Raw genomic sequence first — 22857 nt, 5'->3', positions numbered from 1 at the left:
TGCGATCGGGTCTGTGGGTGAACCGCACGGTGCTGATGGACCGGCTTTGGGACCGAGCACCAGCGCGGCGGCGAATGTCACATGCGATGTCCATCTAGAACTTCCGATGCTCGATTGTGTGTCCTCGCGCAGCCTTCGCACGCGAACCCTGCAGATCGGCGTACTCCAGGGCCGGCCCACCAACCAACACCCGGTACATGACCGGGCGGCCGCGGCGCTCCCACGTATCGAAAACTAGTCGGTGTACGTTCTGACTAACTCGCGCACGAATTGGTCGGGCTGCGATTGATCTCCTAGGGGGACAATGACATTCTCCCTGTACCTGACCGGTGTGCCCGCGATCGGCAAATCATCGATCGCCACGGAGTTAGAGGCGAGGACAGACGCACTTAGACTCAGCTACGGCGAGATCTTGACACGAATGCTTGCGGATCGCGTGAAATCACAAACAGAACTGCGTGAGCGCTCAGCCTCTGTAATTTCGCCGGCAGACGTGGCGGGTGCGGATGAGTGGATCAAGGGCGAGTTGTGCCGTCTCTCCGGACTAAAGAACACGGTCGTCGATTCACACGCATTGACCGCGGAATCGTACGGCTTGCGTGCCGTCCCATACCGCGCGGATGAATTGACAGAGCTTCCCTTCACACACATCGTTTGCTTGACGGGGCCGCACGCCACGGTTCGCGAGCGGGTTCAGCTCAACGCGCTGGGAAGGCGCGCGCAAGACGAGACCGATATGGGTTTACACCAAAGCCTGCAGTCTTCGCTCGCGCTGAGCTATGCAATCACCCTCGGCGTGCCGGTGGCCTTCATTCGCGCTGACCGACCCCTCGGAGAAGTGACAGCGGACATTCTCAGATTCGTGGGGTACGCGTGACTGACATCGACTTGCGGGCAGCGATCAACGCGGTTTCAGACGTAGTTCAAAACCGTCCTCAGCCGCTGCGCGAGTTTGATCAGATCTATATGAAGACTGGCGACATGATTCTTCAGAGCGAGTTCGTTTCTCGGTGGGCACACGGGAAGCGGCTCGCGTTCGTCGGAGATGGAGATGCCATCAGCGTTTGCGTGGCCTATTTGGCGAGCAGAAACATCCTCGAGACGTCCCCCACACAAATTACAGTCTTCGATTTCGACGAGCGCATTGTCAACGCCGTTAAGCGGTTCGCCGCCGCCGAGGGTGTAACCAATCTCGACGCCGTGCTCTACAACGTGCTAGACGGGGTGCCGGACGAAATTGAACGCTTCGACTGCTTTTATACAAACCCGCCCTGGGGAGCCAGCAACAAGGGAGAGAGCGTGCAACTCTTCACGCAACGAGGATTCGAGCTTCTTGCATACGAGGGAGATGGGATGATCGTCATCGCCGATGACGAAGACTTGGATTGGCCCAAGCAGGTCTTACACGCTACTCAGAGACATGCTTTGGAAGCAGGCTTTTTCGTAAGTCGGATGTCGCCTCAACTGCACTCCTATCACCTCGACGATGCACCCGATCTCAAGTCCTGCAACCTCGTGCTCAGCTCTTTGCCTCAAAACGGTCGACCCGTCAAGAGTGTCCCCCGACGCGGAGTAGACCTCGAGCACTTCTACGGTCGCGATCAGATTCCCAGGGTGAGATATGTCCGCGATAAGGGCGGCCCCGATGGGGCCGGAGTTCAACGAGGCTACGAATTTGACATGCTGGGAGAGGACGAGTGATGGAAATCGCACCGGGAGACCACATTCTTTACATGAAAGTCGGGGTCCATGCCGGCGAGACGCTCGAAGACATTTTGGAGAGAAAGCGTCGGGAGGTGCAGGAAGCTGGATTCGCGATGTGGGGATATGGAGGGAACTCTTGCTTTCCGACCCGCGTGCGCGAATTTGCGGAAAGAGTTGAAGGGCCGATAACGCTCGTCATGCAGGAAATCAACTCGAATCACAATGCGGCACAAGTGCGTTCTCGCGAGTACTCGACGGACCGCGAAACGTGGCGGGAGATTCCCGCAGAGGTAAATGTCCTCGGTTCGAAATACGCGCTCGTTCTCTCGAGCCTGGATGACGTTGACACCCTGCTAGACCTGAGTGCGACTCGAGTCGGAGTAGGCGACTCGCGAGGCAAAGTCGGGAAGGACTATATTCGCGGCCGGCTGGACAAAGCCTGTCTCGATGTTGTTGACGCGCCCACGGAGGACGCCGCAACGGTCAAGATCTCAGTAGCGGCGCCACTAATGGCGCCCTACGCGGTCTTCCTGAGGGACTGAGGCAGCGGTTCGAAGCAAAGCGAGTCCGCATCGACCATGATGCGGGGCGCATCGCGGCGCAGGCTGTTCAAGTAGCTCAGAAGTCCTTGCAATGACGAAGACGGCGAGTTGCATGAGAACGCGAGCCGCAGAGCCGTATCTGCCCCCGGGGCCGAACAAACTGCGTTTCGCACGTCGGGCTCGCCCAGATGCAGAACAAGCGACATGATCGCGTTCTCCAGGGCAGCAACCCTTCCCACGAGCGGCCGAAGGTCGGCAAAGTCGTCTAGAAGCGCCTCTAGAGAAGCGATTGCCCTCTTGTCCCCCGTCAGCAAAAAGGCGAGGCGGCGCGACACGACCGCGGCGAGTTGAGACTCTCCCGGGTCTAACGGTAGGCCGCGTGTCCGCGCCCGATCCTCTAGAGCCGCCGCGAGACGCAATTCATCTTCGGTTGGCTCAACAACGTCGACCTCGAGTAGAAGTTGATCGAAGCACACCAAGATCGCGGGATCTTCACCAAGCTTCGCCACGGCGCGGCGCAAAGCCGTAGCGCAAACCCATCGCGCCGTGCCAAGAAGGGCAATCGGATCCTTCGCTGGATCGTCGTTGCAGTGTCGGATGAACTCTTTCTCGAGTCTGTAGCGGACTAGCTTCACGACTGCATCGTTGTCGACAAGCAGATCAAGCATCGTCGCTCGAATATCCGAGGGCACGCGTCACGTAATCCCAGGAGTCATCCGACAACTGTGCAGCGTCAAGTTCGTTTATGGCGAGTTGATTTAGTTGCCGACCCAAGTCGTCTACATGATGGCCAAACTCACGCATCGCCGAATAGACCTGCGGCCAGCGCTTCGTGCTGTGCCCCAGGGCGAGTGCGACGAAGCCTGGATCTACGCGTAGTCGCTCGCCGGTCTCGCGAGCAGCGGCCGCCACCTGCGCAGCATTGAAGTCAGCGCGATCAGCATTCACGGTGAATGCCGGGTCACCGGTAAGCAGTTCCAAGGCGAAGGCGTTTGCATCCGCCTCGTCCTGGTCGTCCTGATCATAGGCGGCGTCATAGTCGCTGAGGTCGATGTGCTCGGTCGAGAAGTCCGCTATGGGCTCGTCCTCGGTGACGTGGCCCAACGCGATGTGGCCCAACTCATGCGCAACCATGAATGAGAGGAAGGCAGGATACTCGGTGCGCCGGGCAAGCAATATGACGGGGCGGCCGTCGGCAACCACGGTCATTGCGTCCATTCGCTTCGCTGAAAGGGGAAACACGGACTGTGACACCACCGGGATCCCGCAAGCCCAGCAAAGAAGCGTTAGGTCCTGTAGCCCCACAAAGTCACTAGAGCTGAGGACGGCCTCGCGTACCGCAGCGGCGCCTGTCAAGGGCCGGTAAGGGGTTGTCGTTGCGGCCGCGATCAGCATCCCAAGCGAGTGGCCGACCGTTGTGAGCATTAGTCCGTCGATCTGACGGCCGAGCGTTGCTCGCTTGAAACTCGCTCGCCCCCGCATCACGAAAGCGGGTTCGTCGTCGAGCAGCGACGTCGCAGATAGCCCTAGCTTGCGCGCGAGCGAGAACCTCAGCTCGGCCTCCGCGGAGGTCGATCCGACGGCATCGTCGGACCACCACTGCGGCCAAGCCGCGGTGATCATGTCATTCGATAAGCCAGCTTGCCGAAGTTCGTGACGAAGTTGCTCGGGCGATGTGAACGAAGGCGTCATGGTGGCCCCCGTTCCTACTGATTCGCCCGGTACGGTTGCAGCATGCCATTGACGGACGCCCCGGACCGCACTCAAGGCGACGCTACCGCATGTGTTGAGCTGGGCTCGGCATTTTGCTGGACGCGATACGGCACGGAGTCGGGAGAGCGCATCGATGACATCCTGCAAAGAAAATCGGAGGAACTGAACTCCAGCAACGGTGTGTTCCTGTGGGGGATCGGAAACAGTGTGCGTCCTTCCCTGCCAGCGTTGTTAGCGCAGGGCGCGGAACCGCTGGTGCGATTCTCGTCAATGCTGTCGCCTGCGCGTCTACAAGACCGCGAGCCGCCACGCTTACGCCTGTGGCAAGCCGGGCGAACATTCGACGGACGTGCCTACCGAGTTCCGGACGAAATGCTGGTGACGAGCAACGGAAACGTATCTCGTCTGCATCACTTCGCACTTGTGTGCTCTAGTGCCACGGAGCTTCGTGAATCCGACCAGCCTCCGATCGACTTGGGGGCACTTCGAAACCTCGTCAGTGGCACGCGGGTGGGGCATTCGCAAGTCACGGCGGTCGTCCGCGCGGCACGGTCGGAAGCAGGAGTGATGGGCGCCACCTACACCCGCGGATTCACGGCGCGGCTAGTCGCGCCGTATTTCGTGACCCTCAACCAGTTCATCGAAGTTGACCCTCGTATGCGTGCCGACGAACTGCGAAGACTGAGGAGTAATCACGCGCCATACGCGATAAGGCGGGAGCTTGAGGATGTGCTACCGGGCTTTGGTTCAGCCTTCTAGACCCCCTTACTGCATCGGCCGGGCGCGTCCAAATAGGTCTCCGCGGTTGCCGGTGAGGTCATCTCGAACACGACGGGAATCTGCCGGCTTGTGGGATTAGCGCCGACCACTCAGCCGACGCGAGGCTTCCCCCGACAGCAACGGTCCTTTCTTGGGTGCTCCATGATCTCGCGCGCTACGGGCATACGAGGCCTCACGCTGCCCGTCAGTCAACCATCCCTGGGTGATGGGCGGTCGTGGGTGCGCACGGCACGCTCACTGGTCGCCGTCCTCATCCTCGTCGACCAGTTCGCGTAGTTGCTGAGGCGTCGCGCGCTGGATCGCCAGCGCCGTGCCCTTCGACGTGACGAGCATGCCGTCTTCCTTGGCCCAGCGAGTCCACACCTCGCCCCAGTGGGTGTTCTCGTCGTCGGATGTGCTCAAGACGTTGTTGGCCAAGGAGCCATCCTGCATCCGCACGTGAGCCTTGAAGCGGTCAGATGGCGGGAATAGCATCAGCAGGCTGGCCACGCCGCGCGCACCCGATACCGAGCCGTAAACGGCCGTCGCAAGGTCGCCATACGTGGTCCACAGCGGCTTCTCGACAAGCTGCTGGACGATCGCAATGACCTTCTCCTGGTCTGCTGTGTAGCGCGTTGTTGGCCACACCTCGGGCTTCAGGTGGTCCGGCGCAGTGTGGCTCCACTTCCACGGCAGGTTGGCGCTCGCGAGGTGGTCCGCGCAATAGATGGTCCAGTGGCCGCTCTCGCGGCCCTCGACGGGCGACTCGCGGTTCCAGTGGCGGATGATCCACAGTTCCTCTCGGCGGTAGTACGGGTCGTCGTCTCCAACGCCGCAGTACGTGCAGTGGATCGCCTGGCGCTCGTCATTCTCTATGTCAGCGAAAAGCACGGGAACCTCCACCAGCATGTCTTGCCACCTCACCGTGCTTCCTCCCAGCTCTCGAGCCGGCGCCCGCTTCGCTCGATGGCCTTGGCGCCTGGGATCCGCGTATCGGCCACTACGCAGTCGACGAGGGAGCACGCCTCGGTCGACCGATGGCCGTTTGGCCTAGGCGTGGTCTCGATCAAATGTCGCTCCTTCGCGGCGAATCTCACGGATCTATTCTCGGCGGACCGGTGCGCAGCGATGATGTCGCCGCTGGGTGGGTGAGACACGACCGCCCCATTGCGCGTAGCTTCCGGGTCGAGCGAGGATCGGGCTTCGGTACCGGTTCTCAGACTACGAGACGCCCTGCGAGTTTGATGAGCCTCGTCTGACGAACTTGCAGTGCTCGCGGTCACCGACACCGATTCACGAAACGATTGCTGAGTGGACTCTCCAAGAACGACTGTTGGCGACTAAGTGACAGCGCCCGCGGTAGACCGCCCCGCTCCGGCCATGAACCGATGTCGGGGACGAATGGGACGCCGTCAGGACTACGCGTGGGCGGCTGGACCACCGACTGGCCGGAGCGCTCCGGCGGCGTCGAGAACCTTGAGCGATGCGAGGACGGCGCTGTCTCGATATGTCTTGGAACTGGCGACGGCGCGCACAACATCAACGACGTCAGCGGCGCCGACGACCGAAATCGGACCGGCGCCCACAGTCTGGCTCGCGCACCACGCCCGGACTTCTGACTCGTGAGCCACCCCAGCGAATCTGCCTACATAGAGGCGTAGTTGCACCTGCTCGATCGAGTATCCGAATCGGGCCGCTGCCCCTGCTACGACACCATCTCGGATCCGGGGGTTGTTTATCACTGCGTACTTCGCGTTCCACACCTTGTTTTGGCTGTCACCGCGGACGTGCTCGGCGACGACACCTCGCGAGCCGAAGAAAGACTTCACCGTCGCGAGCACGAGGCGGTCTGAGCGCGCACCGACTAGGTCCACTTCGAAACCGTGGGTCTGCCACTCCTCGTAGGCAGCTTTGGTAGTCCGCACCTTGACCGGAAACTTCAACGCTCCGGAGACGACGAGACCCTCCTGCTCCATCGCGAGAGCTACAAATTGCTCGAAAGCTTCCATGCCGCCGAGCGTAACCATTTTCGACGGCGGTATGGGCCAACGGAATCCCCACATTCCGGAGCGATTGGCTCTCGTGGCGATCGATGCCAAAGGAGGAGGTCTTGTGCGCTACACAAGCACGCATCTGCATACAGGTTGCGAATGTAGGCAAGCAATGCGTACCATGTGTGTCATGTGGGCCGAATGTTTGGAATTCTCGTGAGAGACCGTCGCGAGCGATTCATCTCCCTCGCTGAGGCGCGAACGGATAAGGCACTGAGTGCGATCCGCCTGATTGGCAATCTGTCAAACCGCTCAAATTACGAGTTCACCGACGCCGAGGTCAGCAAAATCATCAGGGCGTTGGAGAACGAAGTGCGAGCGGTGAAGGCAAGGTTCGCCGATGCTTCATCGGGACGCGACCGGTCCTTTCGATTGACGGACTAGAAGAAGACAGACCACGAATGGGTGAGCATGACAAGTGATGTGGGTTGGAAGTTTCCGTTCCTAAACGACGGGACTCGAGAGGGATTCAACGTGTCGGCAATCGACATGTTCAAGAGCGAGCGCCTTCAAGCACTCGTACGCGAGATGATCCAGAACTCGCTCGACGCGCAGGACAAGACCAGTGACCCAGTCATTGTGCGATTCACGCTCGACACGACGTCCGACCTCGACGACACGGGATTCGATGAGCTCGCTCGCTACTTCAAGGCAGCGCACAAGCTGGAACACACTCAGGCCGGCAAGAGCTTCTACCAGCGAGCGATCGATCAGGTCGCTGACGGCCACGTCACGTTCCTAGGGGTCCACGACTACAACACGAGAGGGCTGACCGGGCCCACCTTTGATCCGCCGGAGAATCCGCAATCAGGGCCATGGCTTGCCCTGGTGAAGGGGGCTGGCATGACCTTCAAGGAGAGTAGCTCCGCCCTAGGTTCCTTCGGGCATGGGTCGCGGGCGCCATTCGCCATGTCAGAGCTCCGCACCCTTTTCTACCTTTCCCGCATCGAGCACGAGGGTTCGCTCGAGACGAGGTTCCAAGGGAAGAGCATCCTTCAATCTGTCCCCCTTACCGAAGTGACCGGTGCCCCCGAGTGGTGCGTCGCCACCGGGTACTTCGGCATTCGGACGAAGTGCCTCCCCCTCACAGACGGCGAGGTGCCACGATGGGCGATTCAGGCGCGACCAGAGCTCGACCGGGATGCGTTGAGCGTTGGCACGTCGGTGTACATTCCAGAGCCGTATGGGGTAGAGGAAGAAGAGTTGCTGTGGGCGGAAGTCAAGCTCGCAGTCGTCGCAAACTTCTACTTCGCCGTGCTTACGAATAAGTTGGTGGTCCATCTGGGCGAGCACGAACGCATCGACGCCGACAGCGTTGCCCAGGCATTCGACGATGTGGTCGAAACGGACTTGATCAACATACTCAAGCCGACAGACAAGGTCGTCGAGCGACTCGAATCCGCGCGAACCGTGCGCAAGAAGGATCTTTCCGGAACACTCCAACTGGAGGACTTCGGAACGATCAACTGGTATCTCCGCCTTGATGGAGTTGTCGGGCGTCACGTGGGCGTCGCCCGCGGCAACGGGATGCTGATCACACGAGCAGCAGAGAAGCTGCAGCGCTTTCCGGGTCTGAAGCCGTTCGACCTGTTTGTCTGCGTGTCAGGAGACCAGGGCTCGGAGCTTCTGCGAAAGCTCGAGAACCCAGAGCACACGGAGTTCGCGTTTGATCGAATCAGCGACATGACGGAGAGAAAGTCCGCGGAAGCCGCCTACTACAAGTTCCAATCGAGCGTGCGGAGCCTCCTGCGAGAGCATGCTTCTATCCAGATTGAAGAAGAGGTGTCCGTCGACGACTTGGACGATTGGTTCCGGGGCGATCTAGGCGCTGGCGTTGACAACGAGAAGGGCGAGCCGAACCGAACCCTGCGGATCGCCTTCAAGAAGGCTCGCTCACATCGAGAGAACAGGCAGACCGAACTCACCGGCGATGCGGACACGTCCGGCCGCGGATCCAACGGCGGCCCAGGAAAGCACAAGTCGAAGGGTGGAACCTTCCCCGGCGATGGCTCGGGTTCCGCGAAGAGCGCGCTTCGGACCGGCCTCCCCGTTCGAAACCTTCGCGTCGTTCGGACGGCACCAGGATCAGGTGTAGCCGATGTCGCCTTCACGCCGGTGGACGGGACGCGAAAGACTCTCGTCCTGCTCCGCTCGGGCGACTCGGAGACTGAGCGTCTGGAGTTCCGGACCGAGGAGGAAGTGGCCGCGGGCTCAGCGTGGCGCACTTCACTCGAATTCACAGAGCTAAGCGCCACCGCGCGCAAGCATCTCCGCCTCGTCTTCCACCCAGCAGACCTCGACTATGCGATTGAAGGGCGACTCGAACCGTGAGCTATCGAGCCAAGGCATACCCGTACCCAGTCCTCTCCTCGTTCAGCGACGACTTCGGAAGCGATGCCAAATTTCACGCCGCAATTGAAGCTGAGATGGGCGGAGACACATCGCAGCAGCTCGTCGTCACATACGACATCACTCAGTCGGTGGCGTGGATGGACGAATACTTCCTCGACGGCAATGCGCGCATTGTGATGGACGTTCAGTGCCGATCGACTCTCTTCAGAGAGTATGTCGACCTGGACGGGTGGAAGGGTCAGCTCGTGTTCGACGATGGCCAGCTGTACGGCAGCACCACGCTCACGCCGCTCATCATTGCCAGCTCCTCGAACCAGACATATCGGCCCGATGGAATCAATGAAGAGTTCGGGACATCTGTGTTCGGTGTTCGTGAAGGCGACATCCTCGGCGTCGGCGAATCGGTCACCGTCGACCTGGAGTTCTCCCGAACACTCGACCGCGACCTGGTGACGATCAAGTACTCGACCGAAGAGTCGGACACGGACATCTATCGCTTCCAGTACGACGGCCCGCGCATCATCATCATCGCCGGCGAGAGTCTCCGCGATGCCATCGGGCACATGCGCGCCGATCGGTCCACGCGGCCGTACCTGTTCATGAGCGTCTATAAGGACTGCATCGCCGGCGCGCTGAACTACCTCGCACGTGAGGAGGACGGCGAGAACACGGAGTTGCCGTGGGGCCGTACTTTGATGAGTCGCCTGGAAGACCTTGGGCGCGCGCTCGATCCGGACGACCCTGAGTATCAGGAGATCTCCGCACAGCTTCTCGTGAGCGCGAAAGGAATCAAGAAGGTCGAGGTCGCAGATGTCTGAGATGCAACAGTTGCGCATTCTCACCGCCGATTCCGTTGACACGCTGCGAGTGATGGCGGCCGGGTCCCAGGCGGCTGAAGTTTGGAACAACGATTTGGACGCACTAGTCAAGACCCTCGACCTGCGATTCATTGAGTCGGAATACGAGGTTGACGGTAACTGCGGGCTCCAGCTGTCCGACGGAGACACCCGGCAAGGTGACTTGGACGCGGCGAACGCTCGACTTATTCTTCGCGTTCTGCCCAACCTCACCCCGGCTGACGCGGTCGACGAGCGCCTCTGGGTGACGCTGGCACTCGGCTACTTTCGCAACTACACGCGGGATCGTTGGCCGGCTAGCGATGACGCGCTCGGCAATCACGTCATCAATCACGTGTTTGCGAGCACGGACAGGCGGCGAGAGCGGGATCACGCCATTGCCCGGCTCTGGTGGAGCGGTTCGTATGTTCGCCGATTTGCCGATCCGAGCGACCTGAATCCCGCCCTGCAGGCGTTCTTCTCGAACAGCGATCTGTCAGTTCAGGTGCTCGGCCGACCCAGCCTCGCGACGGTCCCGGCTCTCGCCCGAGCGCTCCTCAGCGTGCTCACCAACTACCTGGTGAACCAGGAAACTCCCTACGACCGAGTGGGGGTGCGTTCGTTCCTCGAGGATCTCGACTACCTCGCCGGTCGCCGCGCGCTGGGCACGCTTCCGGAGGCAGAGCTCTTTCAGATTGTCGAGGAAAGCTTCCGCGAAAATCTCAATCTTTGACACCCGAGGCATCCAACGACGAGGAGTGTTGGGCCCGCACAGCCAGCGCGATCGCCTCGGCGACCTCGACCTCGGATTCGTGCTCCCAGAAGCGCAACACAAGCCACCCCGCTGACTCGAGCGCGCGATCTGTCTGTCGGTCTCGCTCCACGTTGCCACGAAGCTTGGGCCCCCAGTAGTCGCTGTTCGACTTCGGCCGGGAGGAGTGCTCAGGGCAGCTGTGCCAGAAGCATCCATCGATGAAGACAGCGACTCGTGCTCGGGTGAACACGACGTCGGCGGTGCGCCTCAGAAGCGGTATCGGGCGCATATTCACGCGGTACCGAAGACCGCCGGCATGAAGGATTTTCCGGACGGCCAACTCGGGTTGTGTGTTCTTCGAGCGATTGGCAAGCATGGTCCGGCGTGCCGTCTCGCTACTGGCCCATGAAGCGGGTTGCGCTGAGCTCATGTCGATCGAACCATTCGAATATAGATCCGACTACTAGCGGGAAAGTTCAGCAACACGCCGCCACGGTGTCGGACCCTTGGGAGAAGCTTGCCTAGCCTGATCCCAAGTATCCAACGAGAGGTCCGTGAGTGTCAGTCAGCGATCGCACTGAAGTATTCAGACTGGGCGAACTGTTCAGTGGGCCCGGCGGCATCGCCGAGGGCGCACGACAGGCCGCCGGTTCCGTGGAGGGGTACCGCATCGCGCATGCATGGGCCACCGACTACGACCGCGACACGTGCGATACCTATAAGCACAACTTCCCCGGCGCTCGGGTGATTCATGAGGATGTCAGGAAGCTCGACATCGCCGGGCAGCTGTCGCCGATCGATGGCCTCGCTTTCGGATTCCCCTGCAACGACTTCTCAAACGTCGGCGAGCGTAAGGGGATCGCTGGGGAGTTCGGACCCCTCTACGAGTACGGCGCTCGCGTCATTGACACCTACTCGCCAAAGTGGTTCGTAGCCGAAAACGTGGGAGGACTTCGGAACTCCAACGATGGCACCGCATTCGAGATGATCCTCGATAGGCTCCAGCACGCGGGAGGCGAAACTGACAGCGAGGGCCGTCCAGCTCCCTGGACCGGCTACCGCCTATATCCTCACCTCTACAAGTTTGAAGAGTACGGAATTCCTCAGCGCAGGCACCGGATCCTCATCGTGGGAATCCGAGATGACCTGGACGTGGAGTTCAGGGTGCCATCGCCAGCGATGTTTGCTGACCGTGACAACTCCGTTCGGCTTGCCCTGAGCGAGATCCCGGGTTGGGCGGCCAACCAAGAGCTCACCAAGCAGAGTGAGGACGTCGTGCGCCGCCTGCAGCACATCAAACCGGGCCAAAACGCGTTCACCGCGGATCTCCCTGCAGACCTTCGACTCAACGTTGCGGGCGCGCGGATCAGCCAGATTTACAAGCGACTGGAAGCAGATAAGCCGTGTTACACGATCACCGGCTCCGGCGGTGGTGGGACCCACGTCTACCACTGGTCCGAGGACCGCGCCCTGACCAACCGTGAGCGGGCCCGCATCCAGACCTTCCCGGATCGTTTCGAGTTCAAGGGAGGCAAGGAGAGCGTCCGGAAGCAGATCGGTATGGCGGTGCCGGTGGAAGGGGCTCGGATCGTCTTCGAGGCAGTTCTAAAATCATTCGCCGGCATCGATTACGTCGGCCTCGAGCCGAACCTTCATCACCGAGTGCCTCCCCGACGCGTCGCCGACCTCCGAGAGATGGTTGCGGAGGCGAGCTAGCCGGACGGGCTCCCCGTCACCTCTGAAACATCGGCTTCTGCGTGTCGCGCCATATGAGGGTAGCCGTCGACAGGCAGGCCATAGTCTGGCCCGGTGACTCTGCCGTATTGGTTCTTCACGCGACCACAACGCAAGCTTTACCGCGTGCCGCAGTCAGTCGCTGCGCTTCGAGAGGTGGCTTACGGTCGGCCATGGTCGGGATCAAGAGAGTTGCACATCGCATTCGAAGAGGTCCTTGAACGTGAGTCCATCAAGCGCCAGGGTGACAGGCGAGACGCTGGAGGGTCGGGCGGCCGCACGCACGCGAGCCTTCTGCGCAGCTTGGGACTTGCATTCGAGCGCGAAGCGGACGAGCGGATGTATTTGACGCTGGCTGGTGAAGCGCTCGCCGACGGAGAGCCGCCGGCGCCGATTCTCGGAAATCAGGTCCTGAAGTATCAGTTCCCGTCGCCCTACTCCGTCGGCCGAAATGTCGATGTCGACCGACGGTTCCAGCTAAGGCCGATGGTTCTGCTACTTCGACTACTCCTTGACGATCGCGTTGGCTACCTAGCCCAGGAAGAGATTGCTCTGCGAGTGATCACCCTCGGTGACCGGCACACCGTTGCAGGTCGGGACAAGGTCGTCGAGGCCATCCTGCAATATCGCGAAGACGGCGATTCGAGTCTTGAGCCGGACTTCTCAACGCGCTTCTGCTCCAATCGAGGAAGACCTGACCGGCTGCGCGAAGCACTCGCCGACATTGCGAACACGGCGATGAACTGGATGCAGCATACCAACCTCGTCGAGCGGCAGGACGACCAAATCTGGATCACTCCTGGACGCGAGACGCTCGCTCAGGAATTGATTGAGCAACACGGCGGGGCGGCCCTCATCCCTGACCCGCAGAATGAAGAGAAATTCCAGCGTCGCTACGGCTTGCCCCCCGGAAGATCGAAGGACACCAGAAATCTGTCGGGGTCGCGAGCGCTTTCTCGGGAAGAAGCGATCGACCTACGTGTTCAGACGGTTGTCCTTGGCATTGCCCGCACCGAGATGATTGTCGCGGTCCCTCCTGCCGAATTCTTGGAGCGCGTGTCGGCATCCACCGGCTTTAGTCCGGCGTCCGTCAGCGCGGCACTGGGCCGCGTGATGCCGGACCGATCTCGCACGCTGGATCAGTTCCTTCTCGGCTACGCGGAGATGGCTCGCTCGAGTCGCGAGCGCGCGCGGGACTTCGAGCTTGCGACGACAGATGTCTTCAAGCGCGTGTTCGAACTTGATGCCCGGCACGTTGGAGGCGCTGGGAGGGAACCCGACGTGGTAGTCGACAACAACAACTCTTGGCGAATCATCGTCGACACGAAGGCGCACGGGAACGGATACACCCTCCCTGCAAGCGACGAGAGAGCGATGAAGGAGTATGTGGCCGCCTACGCTCAGAAGTCGCCGAAGCTTAAAGCGTGGGTCTTTATCTCCTCCAGCTTCGGCGCAAGCATCAATCCCCGTCTACGAAAGATCGTTGATGAAACGGGCGTCCCAGGGTCCGCTGTCGGCATCACAGCATGGATTGCATTGATTCAGCATGCGCAGGACGGACGGGTTGATGCCGAAATGCTCCTCGCGCTTCTGAGCGTCGGACGCGAGGTGACGCTCGAAGATGTGCAACGCGTCGTGGTCGGCTGACCGACCGAGCACACGCGCGTTGGTTCCAGCCTCAGGCGAACCGAGATCGCACATACTCGCGGAGCGCTGGGTCGCAGACGTAGACGAATGTCCCGAGCATCCCGCGCGTCAGTAGCACCCCATAGATGTTGCGGATGTACTGCAGTAGTTCCTCGTCGGTGAAAGTGATACCCAAGCGCGGATTGTTCTCGCTGCCCTTTTTGTCACGATACGAATCACGGTCGACGAAGAGCTGGTCCGAGGTCGGGTCGTAGCGCAGGTCGGGACCAATGATCACGCCCGCGTAGTTGAGGTCGTAGCCCTGCACGGTGTGGATGGAGCCGACTTCGTGAAGCGACCCCGGTGAGTTGATCCAATCGGTGTCCTTGCTGTTCCATCGCATCGAGACATCGTCTAGCACGATGTCGGATGCGTCGACATCTTTCTTGCTCACCCAGTCCCACGCGTAGCCCGCGACAAGTCTGGCGAGACCGCGGGACGCATCCTGAGCAAAGATCGCGCGGCGCATGGCGCCGACGTCGTCGAAAAAGCGGAGATCGTACTCGCCGAAGTCGGGGCGAGCCCCCTCTTCCGCTTCGCCACGGAGGAGGCGACGAATGAAGTCGACATAGTCAGTGCCGGCGCGGACGCGCATCTGCGTCGTTAGTGGATAGCGACGCCCCGCTGCACGGGCGACCTCCAGCTCTCCGCGGAGGATGGCGTCCGGGAGGTCGGCGGGGCGGACACTCTGCTCACGGTCGACGAGCAACAGCTGGTGGCGGCTCTTGGCCTTGATCCAGTCGAGCTGAGTCTTCGCATAGTCATCTGCGCCGAAGAGCTTCTCGTTGATGCGCTGGTAGTCGAGGTTGCGCATCCCGGAGGACTGATTGGCACGTCGGTTCAGCCGGTGAGTCTCATCAACGACGAGGAGGTCATAGTCTCCACCGCCGAGCCCGACGTCCCAGGGCGATAGGACCATCCCCGGATGCAACTTTGGTGTCTTCTTGAAGACTCGCCGGATCGACTCGCGCAGCGATTGTTGCGGCACAACCAGACCCATGCGGAAGCCGTCGAGCAGCGCTCGGTGCTCGGGCACGAATAGCTCCGAGAAGATCGAGTCAGGCTGAACATCGTCCAAGTCGTCGTAGTCGCGAATGTCCGCCAGAAGCTTCAGCAGAAAGATCCCGATGATGGTCTTGCCTGTACCCGGCTGCCCTTGGATGACGGCCGTCGACCCCGTACCGGCGGCAAGATCGACGAACAAGCCCTCGAGGATGTCCTCGACAGCGATCGCCTGATCGGGCGTCAGCGCCTTGAACGGCGACAGCTTGAACAGGTCGCCGTTCTCGATCTCGGGGATGCTGCGCCCGAAGACACCCTCCGCGCGCAGTTGCTCGAAGATGTCGCGGAACGATTCTCTGTAGAGGGCGCGGTCGTAGTACTCAGCGTCGATGATGCCCTCGTTGCCATTAAGAACCGTGAATCGACCGTCGCCTGCGAGCCAGCGAATGAGGTGCGACTCGAGGTCGAGGCACGCGGATTTATTGAAGGTGTCATCGACGACGACGCGGATCGTGCTCAGCCCTGACTTCGACGGCGAAGCCAGGTGCTGGCGCATGCGGGCGACTGTGTTAACGGTCTCGCCGACGTAGACCGAAGTCTGTGCCCGGCCGTCCAACACGTACACTACGGGCCAGTTGGAGTATCGCTTATCGCCCCGCGCTAGTGCGGCGATCGCCGCTACGTCGAAACCGAGCTTCTCGATGCTAAAGGGCGTCATATTTTGCGCTCTTACCGCGCGCCTTGTCCACGGGATACTTCGCCGCCGATGCGCGAAGCTTGCCGAGCACGATGGCGTCCAGATCCACTCCGAGGCGGTCCGCAAGCAGAACACAGTATGTCAGGACGTCGGCCAACTCCTCAGCCACTTGCTCGGGATCGGCGTCGTCGGTCCACTGGAAGCACTCCAGCAGTTCGCCAGCCTCGATCGAAATGCTCTTGGCGAGGTTCGCCGCGGAGTGGAACTGGTCCCACTCTCGCTCGTCCGTGAACGCTCGAATCGCTTGGCGCGTCTGATCGGTGACCACGATGCGAAGCTATCAGCCTCGACGTCAGCGACTCGACGTCAGCGCCGATCCATGAGCAGCTGCCCGGATGGTGAGCTTCAGCGAAAGCGCTATCGCACCGAGGTTCGGCCCACTCGGCGATCGGGCGCGGCGCAATGCTTGTCATCGAACGGCTGCTGAGCGGAGCGCGCCAGCACGGAGTCTGCAAGGAGTGAGAGGCGCGAACGATCGCCGGACTCTCTGCGTCGGAGGGCGCTATCCCTCCACCCCAACGCCAGTTGACGACGTCTTCCGTCATCTATCCACATCTGTCGTCTTCCGCGTTGACGACCCGGGCCAGTGTCCGACACTGTGTCAATACTCCACTGTCGAGCCGGCGCGAGCGGAGGTCGAGATGGGCTACATCACCCCGTACGAGACGGCGAAGGGCCGCCGCTACCGCGTGCGCTATCGCAAGCCGGATCGCACCGAGGCAGAGAAGCGCGGCTTCACAACGATGCGCGAAGCGAAGCTCTACCTGTCGATGGTCACGGTGTCGAAGTCGAAGGGCGAGTACATCGACCCCTCATCGTCGCGAGTTCCTGTTCGCATGTTCGCGGACAGCTGGCTGCGATCCAAGCAGCCGCCGATGTCGAAGCCCTCGTACTACATGACACTCGAGCGAGCCTGGAACAATCACGTCGCTCCTGTCTGGGCAGACCGTGAGATCTCGTCGATCCGGCGCTCTGAAGTCCAGGATTGGGTGTCAGCTCTCGCGACGACGAAGTCGCGGACGGTGGTCCTTCGCGCGCTGGGGATTCTGGCCGGCATCCTCGACGTTGCGATCGACGATCGGCGCCTCGCAAGCAATCCGGCCCGCAACGTGCGCAACCTTCCGCGGCACGGACCGGGCAAGCGACGCATCTACCTCACACATGACCAGGTGGCGACGCTGGCGGCGTGCTCCGCGCATCCGACGCTCGTCCTCACACTCGCCTACTGCGGTCTGCGATGGGGTGAGGCGACAGGGCTGCGGGTTCGCAGCGTGAACCGGTTGCGCCGGCGCTTCGTCATCGAGGAGAACGCGGTCATGATCGCCTACGAGATCCACGTCGGCACACCCAAGACGCAGGAACGCCGTTCAGTCCCGTATCCCGCGCGCCTCGCCCCGATGATCGAGCAAGCGTGCGCCGGCAAGGGCCCGGAGGGTCTGCTGTTCGGCGACGGACTCAATCACATGCGCAACTCGGGCGACAAGGGATGGTTCGCGAATGCGGTCCGGCGGGCGCAGGAGATCGACCCATCGATTCCGCGGCTCACTCCGCACGACCTCCGTCACACCGCCGCGTCGCTCGCGATCAGCTCGGGAGCAAATGTGAAGGCCGTGCAGCGGATGCTCGGCCACGCGTCGGCCGCGATGACGCTCGACACGTACGCCGACCTCTTCGAGGACGATCTGGACGAAGTCGCGACGCGACTGAATGAGCAGATGCCGTTGGTGGCGCTGCCTTCGGGTCCTCAGACTCGGTACGCCCGACCCCAGCGACTGCAGTAACCGCGCAGAGCAGATTGCTCACTTTTTCGGCGGGCAGGATCCCGTGCGAAACGCTTCATTTCGGCGCGCCAAGACGTCCAACGAAGGGCCTTGAAGCGGCTTGTCGGCGCGCCCAGAGTTTGAGAAATGCGGGCAAAAAACGGGCAAAATGACGTTTTCTGTGGTCTGACCACAGAAGAAATCCCTGGTCAGAGGCAAAAAAGCACTGTGCCCCTGGAGGGACTCGAACCCCCAACCGTTTCCTTAGGACGGAACTGCTCTTCCATTGAGCTACAGAGGCTGGCTCGTCAAGTTTAGCTTCCGCGTATCCGCCTCGACGTATCACGAACGACCGCGCCTGACTCTTTCGCGGTGACCGAATCACCGACCTGGCAGAAGGACGCCGCATGCCCGTGTACACCTCCCCCTTCATCCGCGATGAGATCACCGTCACGCAGGAGATCGAAGACATCTGCCACGACTACGCCGGCGACGGGCCGGTGTTCCTCCTCGGGAGGGTGGTTCGGCTCGGCAAGAACCTGCGCATCACCGCGCGGCCGCTCGTCATCGTCGCCGATCTCTTCGACGGAGCGGGCTTCACGATCGATGCGTTCGGCGCCTCCGCCACCGCCGTCGGCGGCAATGGCCAGAACGGCGTTCCGGTACCGCCGACGCAGCTCTACACCCCCGCCGGTCGCCCGATCTCCGGCGGCAATCCCGGCGAGCACGGCGGTGCGGGTGCGTCGGGCGCGAACGGCGTCGCCGTCACGATCTACGCGCGGCGGACGATCAACGCGAAGATCAACACCTCGGGCGGGAACGGAACCAGCGGTGGACGGGGCGGTAACGGCACCGCAGGCGCGACCGGTTGGCACACGGCCGAGCACACCGAGCAGCGCGACCTGACCCCGGGCGACCCCTACGACTTCGAGTACGAGGAGTACACCGTCCCGGAGGAGACGGTCGAAGGCTATCCCGGCGGCAATGGCGGCAGTGGAGGCAACGGAGGGTCCGGCGGCAGCGGCGGCGCGATCGTGTTCACCTCCGTCGCCGATGACACCGAACCGGTGCTCGCGGCGGCGGGAGGCACTCCGGGTGGCGGGGGCGCCGCGGGCGTCGCCGGTCCGGATGGCGCGTACAGCGCGGGTACGGCCGCTCCGGGCTACGACGGCGCACCCGGCGAGTGGGGCACACCGGGCTCGGTGACGCGGACCAACGTGTCGGAAGAGGACTTCATCGCGGGGATGCGTCCTCTCCTGGATTCCACCGGACCGTCGTGGGCCAACTACTGGGCACCGTTCCGGATCGCCATGGGCGAGTACCACTACCACCGGTTCAACCCGAGCGCGTCAGATCCCGGCGAGGACGGCGAGCGCGCGGCGAGCGAGATCGCCCGTGGCCTCGAACTCCAACCCGACAACGGCTACGGGCTGCAACTGCAGGCTCAGCTCGTCGGCGTCGCGCAGGAAATCGCCGGCCAACGGGTCTGGGTGGGCGGCGGCACGAACGTGCTCGGCCTCTCCCCCCAGCTCGACATCCTGCCGAGCTTCGACACCTACATCTCGGCGTTCCAGGGCTTCAGCACACTCGCGACCGACTTCCTGCTCAGCGGCCTCAGCACAGTCTTCTCCAGTGGCACCACCGCGGCGCTCGAGGGGATCGTCGGATCGCAGAAGCAGGCCGCCGAGGCCGCGCGGGACAATTTCGAAGACGACGTGCGGCTTGCGGCATCCGAAAAGGACATCGCCATCGACGAAGCGAGCCTGATCCAGAAGCAACTCGACGAGGCGACCACCGACCTCGAGGCTGCGATGTCCGAAATGGAGGACACGTCATTCGGCATCGGTGACATCATCGGCACGGTCGCCAGCGTCGCGAGCGCCGTCGTCGGCGTGATCGCGGCCATTCCGACCGCCGGCGCGAGCCTGGTCGCCCTGGTTCCCGCGATGGTCAGCCTGGTCGACACCGTGACGGCGCAGGCGCAGCCGATCGCTCAGGCGCTGCTGGCCGGCACGAAGGCCGACACGAAGGCCGTGGAGGACGCGTACAAGAAGGTCGGCAAGCAAGCGGATGCTGTCATCGCGGCCGGCAAGACGATCGTCAACTTCGTCGGGGTCATCGAAAAGCTCACCGCCTCATCGACGCCCGACAACGCCAAGCAGGTCGCGCTCGTGCGCCGTGGCGCCGAGCTCGCTCACCAGCTCCTCATCGCCAACAACCGCGTCGAGCTCGCGCAGCAGCGCGTGCAAGCCGCGCAGTCCCGGTCGGCGCGGGCCGCCGAGCAGGCGACGCAGGCCGAGGCGCTCCAGAAGCGACTCCATGTCGATGCCGAATCGGTCAAGGAAGTCGGGCTGCTCGCGATCAACATCGCCCAGTCGGCCGCTGAGTCTCTGACGAGCATGGCGTTCCGCGCTGCACGGTCGGTGGAGATCTACACGCTGCTGCCGCAGGCGCAGAACATCGCACTGGATGCCGGGGTGCTCAGCCCCGAGACATGGCTCGACTACTACGAGAAGCGCATCACCGACAACCAGCTCGCCGAGGCCCTGACCGCCTCGTGGGGCAAGATGCTGAAGCCGCTGAACATCCAGCAGGACTACCTCTCCTACTTCGAGCGCGCCCATGACCAGGACGTGCTGAGCAGGATCTTCCGCCCGGGCGACCGCGAGTTCCAGCAGCTGCGCGAGACAGGTCGGTTCGGCTTCTTCGTGGATGCAGCCAGGATTCCCGAGGGCCGGGCTGACGCGAAGATCCGAAGTGTGCGGCTCGCCCTGGTCGGCGCCGCGCATCCGACGGGCGCGGTCTCCTGCGAGATCCGACACGGCGGTCGGTACGAGCAGCGTCGCGCCGACGGGTCCATCGACGTCCAGCTGCTCCAGGCACGAACGAGCACCCGACGCGCGGTGCTCACGCCGCTGGACCCGGAGGAGAACGCAACGGTCGATGTCCCGCTGACTGCACCGCTGTCCCTCGCGTTCTGGGGTCGCGGCATCGGCGGCGACTGGAGCGTCTCGGTCGTCGGCGCACGCGAGAACGCCGGACTCGACGTCTCGGGGCTCACCGAGATCCAGGTGGAGATCCGGTACCAGTTCCTGCGGTGATCCCGGCGGGCGGCCGGGGCGGGGCTCAGTGCGTGCGCTCGACCCACCACGACCACGTACCCCTGCTGCCAGGCGTCAGGCCGAGTCGTCCAGGCGAGCCTCGACCGGCGCCCAGCCGCTCTCGAGGATCGCGAAGCCGGCACGCAGCGTCGCCTGCTGGTCTCCACTCTCGCTGATCAGCGACTGCATCTGGAGCACGAACCGGGCGTACACGCGGATCTCGTTAGCGGGCTCGCCCAGACCGAGCTCGTCGGCGATGGCCTCGGCAAGGGCGTCTTCGTGCCGCAGCCACATCTTCGCCGCGTAATCGCGAAGCGCCGGCGTTGCGTTGAGGAAGGTCATGAACGTGCGGGCGACTTCATCACCGTGCTCCTGGACATTCACCTCGATCTCGGTCGCGTAGAAGCTCTCCAGCGCGGCGTTGATCGTGGTGCCCGCGGGACGATCACGTACCGCCGCCACCAATCGATCCCGTTGCTCGTCATCCTCGTCGAAGACGAGCGCCTCCTTCTGCGCGAAGTGTGCGAACACGGTGGTCGGCGAAACGTCAGCGGCATCGGCGACCTCGCGAATGCTCACGTTGTCAAACCCGCGCTCGAGGAACAAGAGCGTCGCGACATCGGAGATCGCCTTGCGGGTGGCGGCCTTCTTGCGTTCGCGGCGTCCGATCGGCTCGATTTTCGACATGCCCTCATTATAGCGAACTCAGTCTGAAACTGTCTTGACACCGAAGTTGGTATTGATACAGTTATGGCATGACTTCACGTACTCCCTCCGTCCCGCGTCGCGACGCCCAGCGCGCTTGGGTCATGCTCATCGTGCTGACGATGCTCACCGTCATCGGGATGACTGTCGTCCTGCCGGTGCTTCCGTTCGTGGTGCTGCAGTACGTCGGCAACGAGAGCGACCTGGCGATCTGGGTTGGCGTACTCGAAGCGATCAACGGACTCTGCGCCTTTGTCGTCGCCCCATTCCTCGGCCGCCTGTCCGACCGGTTCGGCCGCCGTCCGGTCATCATCGCGGCCGCCTTCGGCGCCGCCTTCGCCATGACGGTTCGGCATCGGGGGCGCGCTCTGGATTCTCGTGCTTGCGCGAGCCATCCAGGGACTCACCGCCGGCGACATGCCCGCCCTGTTCGCCTACCTCGCCGACATCACGCCTCCCGAAGAGCGCGCTCGGCGGTTCGGCATCCTGGGCGCCCTCTCCGGGATCGGCATGATGATCGGACCCGCCCTCGGCGGACTGCTGGCCGCGGTGAGCATCGACCTTCCGGTATTTCTGACCGCCGGAGTGTCGCTCACCGTCGCGATCCTGAGCATCTTCCTGCTGCCGGAGAGCCTTCGGCCGGGAAACCGAATCGCGTCGATCTCGGTCCGTGACGTGCAGCCGTTCGCCGTCTTCACGGCAGCATTCGGCCGCAGAGAACTGCGCGGACTGCTGATCGGCTTCGCACTGCTGGCTCTGCCCTTCGGCTTCTTCGTCAACAACTTCAGCGTCCTGGCCCTGGACTCGATTCAGTGGGGACCCACCGCGATCGGGCTGATGACGGCATCCGTCGGCGTCGTCGACATCCTCATCCAGGGCGTGCTCCTGGGCATCCTGCTCCCGCGTATCGGCGAGCGCGGCGTCATCATCAGCGGCATCGTCGCACAGACGATCGGATTGGTCGCACTGGCGCTCGTCGCGTCGATCTTCGCGCAGCCGCTGCTGTTTATCGTCGGTGCACTGATACTCGCGGCCGGCCAGGGAGCCTCGCAGGCGGCCATGGACGGCGCCATGTCGAATGCCGTGGGCGACGACGAGCAGGGCTGGCTCGGCGGCGCCACGCAGTCGCTGAACGCAGCGATGTCGACGATTGCACCGCTCATCGCGGCGGCGCTCTACGCGACGGTCAGTCACGCCGCGCCGTACTGGCTCGGCGCCGGGATCATGGTGGTGGCGGCGATCGTCGTAGGTCGGGCGCATATCGCGAACACCGCGAAGCGGTCTGGCGGCGACGTGCCTTCGGAGCTGGCGGAGTCGGTGGTCTGACCCTGACCCGTCGGATCTGACCGGGATCCAAGTGGATCGGGTACGAAATCATCCGGTGCCGTGGCATCGCCCGTC

At 62.5% G+C, this 22857-nt stretch carries 20 protein-coding genes, 1 tRNA gene and 1 pseudogene; 13 read left to right on the top strand and 9 right to left on the bottom strand.

Annotated features, from left to right (window positions below):
• Positions 1 to 304 precede the first annotated feature (304 nt).
• From BLT19_RS08590 to BLT19_RS08580, 3 genes are read left to right on the top strand one after another with little or no spacing between them, the layout of a single operon-like run.
• Positions 305 to 877: an AAA family ATPase gene (locus BLT19_RS08590; protein ID WP_091488783.1), complete on the top strand. Its 573-nt coding sequence runs from the start codon at positions 305 to 307 to the stop codon at positions 875 to 877.
• The gene (locus tag BLT19_RS08585; RefSeq protein ID WP_231917859.1) at positions 874 to 1701 is read left to right on the top strand and encodes a bis-aminopropyl spermidine synthase family protein; all 828 of its coding nucleotides are present in this window, start codon (positions 874 to 876) and stop codon (positions 1699 to 1701) included. Before BLT19_RS08590 ends, BLT19_RS08585 begins: the two co-directional genes overlap by 4 nt.
• Positions 1701 to 2246, top strand: coding sequence for a hypothetical protein (locus BLT19_RS08580; RefSeq protein WP_231917858.1), 546 nt, complete (start codon positions 1701 to 1703; stop codon positions 2244 to 2246). The genes BLT19_RS08585 and BLT19_RS08580 overlap by 1 nt, the downstream gene beginning before the upstream one ends.
• On the opposite strand, the gene BLT19_RS08575 is transcribed toward BLT19_RS08580, so the two are convergent.
• Both BLT19_RS08575 and BLT19_RS08570 read right to left on the bottom strand, forming a co-directional pair.
• Positions 2222 to 2914: a hypothetical protein gene (locus BLT19_RS08575; RefSeq protein WP_091488776.1), complete on the bottom strand. Its 693-nt coding sequence runs from the start codon at positions 2912 to 2914 to the stop codon at positions 2222 to 2224. The two genes, BLT19_RS08580 and BLT19_RS08575, sit on opposite strands and share 25 nt — an antisense overlap.
• On the bottom strand, positions 2907 to 3938 hold the full coding sequence (locus BLT19_RS08570) for an ImmA/IrrE family metallo-endopeptidase (protein WP_157681825.1): 1032 nt from the start codon (positions 3936 to 3938) through the stop codon (positions 2907 to 2909). Before BLT19_RS08570 ends, BLT19_RS08575 begins: the two co-directional genes overlap by 8 nt.
• A 42-nt stretch (positions 3939 to 3980) precedes the next feature.
• Here BLT19_RS08570 and BLT19_RS17625 point away from each other — a divergent pair, with 42 nt between their 5' ends.
• Positions 3981 to 4718 carry a hypothetical protein gene (locus BLT19_RS17625; RefSeq protein ID WP_157681824.1) on the top strand — a complete coding sequence of 246 codons (738 nt, stop codon included), beginning with the start codon at positions 3981 to 3983 and terminating at the stop codon, positions 4716 to 4718.
• Between the two features lie 255 nt (positions 4719 to 4973).
• Here the strand turns inward: BLT19_RS17625 and BLT19_RS08565 are convergent, their stop codons facing one another.
• Both BLT19_RS08565 and BLT19_RS08560 read right to left on the bottom strand, forming a co-directional pair.
• Positions 4974 to 5627: a hypothetical protein gene (locus BLT19_RS08565; RefSeq protein ID WP_157681823.1), complete on the bottom strand. Its 654-nt coding sequence runs from the start codon at positions 5625 to 5627 to the stop codon at positions 4974 to 4976.
• A gap of 509 nt (positions 5628 to 6136) precedes the next feature.
• Positions 6137 to 6727 carry a hypothetical protein gene (locus tag BLT19_RS08560; RefSeq protein WP_157681822.1) on the bottom strand — a complete coding sequence of 197 codons (591 nt, stop codon included), beginning with the start codon at positions 6725 to 6727 and terminating at the stop codon, positions 6137 to 6139.
• Positions 6728 to 7180: 453 nt separating this feature from the next.
• Between BLT19_RS08560 and BLT19_RS08550 the strand changes: the two genes are divergently transcribed.
• The 3 genes from BLT19_RS08550 to BLT19_RS08540 are packed head-to-tail and all read left to right on the top strand — an operon-like array spanning position 7181 to position 10690.
• Positions 7181 to 9100 (top strand): hypothetical protein, encoded by a 1920-nt coding sequence (locus BLT19_RS08550; protein ID WP_157681821.1) that lies wholly within the window; start codon positions 7181 to 7183, stop codon positions 9098 to 9100.
• Positions 9097 to 9939: a hypothetical protein gene (locus tag BLT19_RS08545; protein ID WP_157681820.1), complete on the top strand. Its 843-nt coding sequence runs from the start codon at positions 9097 to 9099 to the stop codon at positions 9937 to 9939. The genes BLT19_RS08550 and BLT19_RS08545 overlap by 4 nt, the downstream gene beginning before the upstream one ends.
• Positions 9932 to 10690, top strand: a complete 759-nt coding sequence (locus tag BLT19_RS08540) for a DUF6339 family protein (RefSeq protein WP_157681819.1) — start codon at positions 9932 to 9934, stop codon at positions 10688 to 10690. Before BLT19_RS08545 ends, BLT19_RS08540 begins: the two co-directional genes overlap by 8 nt.
• Here the strand turns inward: BLT19_RS08540 and BLT19_RS08535 are convergent.
• A complete protein-coding gene (locus tag BLT19_RS08535) occupies positions 10680 to 11141 on the bottom strand; it encodes a very short patch repair endonuclease (RefSeq protein ID WP_091488753.1) in 462 nt (153 codons plus the stop codon). The two genes, BLT19_RS08540 and BLT19_RS08535, sit on opposite strands and share 11 nt — an antisense overlap.
• A 128-nt stretch (positions 11142 to 11269) precedes the next feature.
• Here BLT19_RS08535 and BLT19_RS08530 point away from each other — a divergent pair, with 128 nt between their 5' ends.
• The gene (locus BLT19_RS08530; RefSeq protein ID WP_091488751.1) at positions 11270 to 12427 is read left to right on the top strand and encodes a DNA cytosine methyltransferase; all 1158 of its coding nucleotides are present in this window, start codon (positions 11270 to 11272) and stop codon (positions 12425 to 12427) included.
• A 93-nt stretch (positions 12428 to 12520) separates the two neighbouring features.
• Positions 12521 to 14092: a restriction endonuclease FokI C-terminal domain-containing protein gene (locus tag BLT19_RS08525; RefSeq protein WP_157681818.1), complete on the top strand. Its 1572-nt coding sequence runs from the start codon at positions 12521 to 12523 to the stop codon at positions 14090 to 14092.
• Positions 14093 to 14123: 31 nt separating this feature from the next.
• Here the strand turns inward: BLT19_RS08525 and BLT19_RS08520 are convergent, their stop codons facing one another.
• Both BLT19_RS08520 and BLT19_RS08515 read right to left on the bottom strand, forming a co-directional pair.
• Positions 14124 to 15689, bottom strand: coding sequence for a DNA/RNA helicase domain-containing protein (locus tag BLT19_RS08520; protein WP_231917857.1), 1566 nt, complete (start codon positions 15687 to 15689; stop codon positions 14124 to 14126).
• A gap of 148 nt (positions 15690 to 15837) precedes the next feature.
• Positions 15838 to 16158, bottom strand: coding sequence for a nucleotide pyrophosphohydrolase (locus BLT19_RS08515; RefSeq protein ID WP_091488745.1), 321 nt, complete (start codon positions 16156 to 16158; stop codon positions 15838 to 15840).
• A gap of 373 nt (positions 16159 to 16531) precedes the next feature.
• Here BLT19_RS08515 and BLT19_RS08510 point away from each other — a divergent pair, with 373 nt between their 5' ends.
• Positions 16532 to 17671, top strand: a complete 1140-nt coding sequence (locus tag BLT19_RS08510; protein WP_091488742.1) for a site-specific integrase — start codon at positions 16532 to 16534, stop codon at positions 17669 to 17671.
• Between the two features lie 208 nt (positions 17672 to 17879).
• On the opposite strand, the gene BLT19_RS08505 is transcribed toward BLT19_RS08510, so the two are convergent.
• Positions 17880 to 17951 (bottom strand) — tRNA-Arg (locus tag BLT19_RS08505).
• 106 nt (positions 17952 to 18057) lie between these two features.
• Between BLT19_RS08505 and BLT19_RS08500 the strand changes: the two genes are divergently transcribed.
• Positions 18058 to 20751 carry a hypothetical protein gene (locus BLT19_RS08500; protein WP_091488740.1) on the top strand — a complete coding sequence of 898 codons (2694 nt, stop codon included), beginning with the start codon at positions 18058 to 18060 and terminating at the stop codon, positions 20749 to 20751.
• A gap of 75 nt (positions 20752 to 20826) precedes the next feature.
• Here BLT19_RS08500 and BLT19_RS08495 read toward each other — a convergent pair whose 3' ends face one another.
• A complete protein-coding gene (locus BLT19_RS08495) occupies positions 20827 to 21438 on the bottom strand; it encodes a TetR/AcrR family transcriptional regulator (protein WP_091488738.1) in 612 nt (203 codons plus the stop codon).
• A 68-nt stretch (positions 21439 to 21506) separates the two neighbouring features.
• Here BLT19_RS08495 and BLT19_RS18185 point away from each other — a divergent pair.
• Together BLT19_RS18185 and BLT19_RS18110 are read left to right on the top strand one after the other, a co-directional pair.
• A pseudogene (locus tag BLT19_RS18185) lies at positions 21507 to 21740 on the top strand (hypothetical protein); the annotation flags it as partial.
• 94 nt (positions 21741 to 21834) lie between these two features.
• On the top strand, positions 21835 to 22782 hold the full coding sequence (locus tag BLT19_RS18110) for an MFS transporter (protein ID WP_269457430.1): 948 nt from the start codon (positions 21835 to 21837) through the stop codon (positions 22780 to 22782).
• The last annotated feature ends 75 nt before the right edge of the window (positions 22783 to 22857 follow it).

It is taken from the genome of Microbacterium pygmaeum, assembly GCF_900100885.1.
Taxonomy (GTDB): domain Bacteria; phylum Actinomycetota; class Actinomycetes; order Actinomycetales; family Microbacteriaceae; genus Microbacterium; species Microbacterium pygmaeum.
The sequence above is the reverse complement of the archived record's forward strand: the minus strand, read 5'-3'. Positions and strand labels throughout refer to the sequence as shown.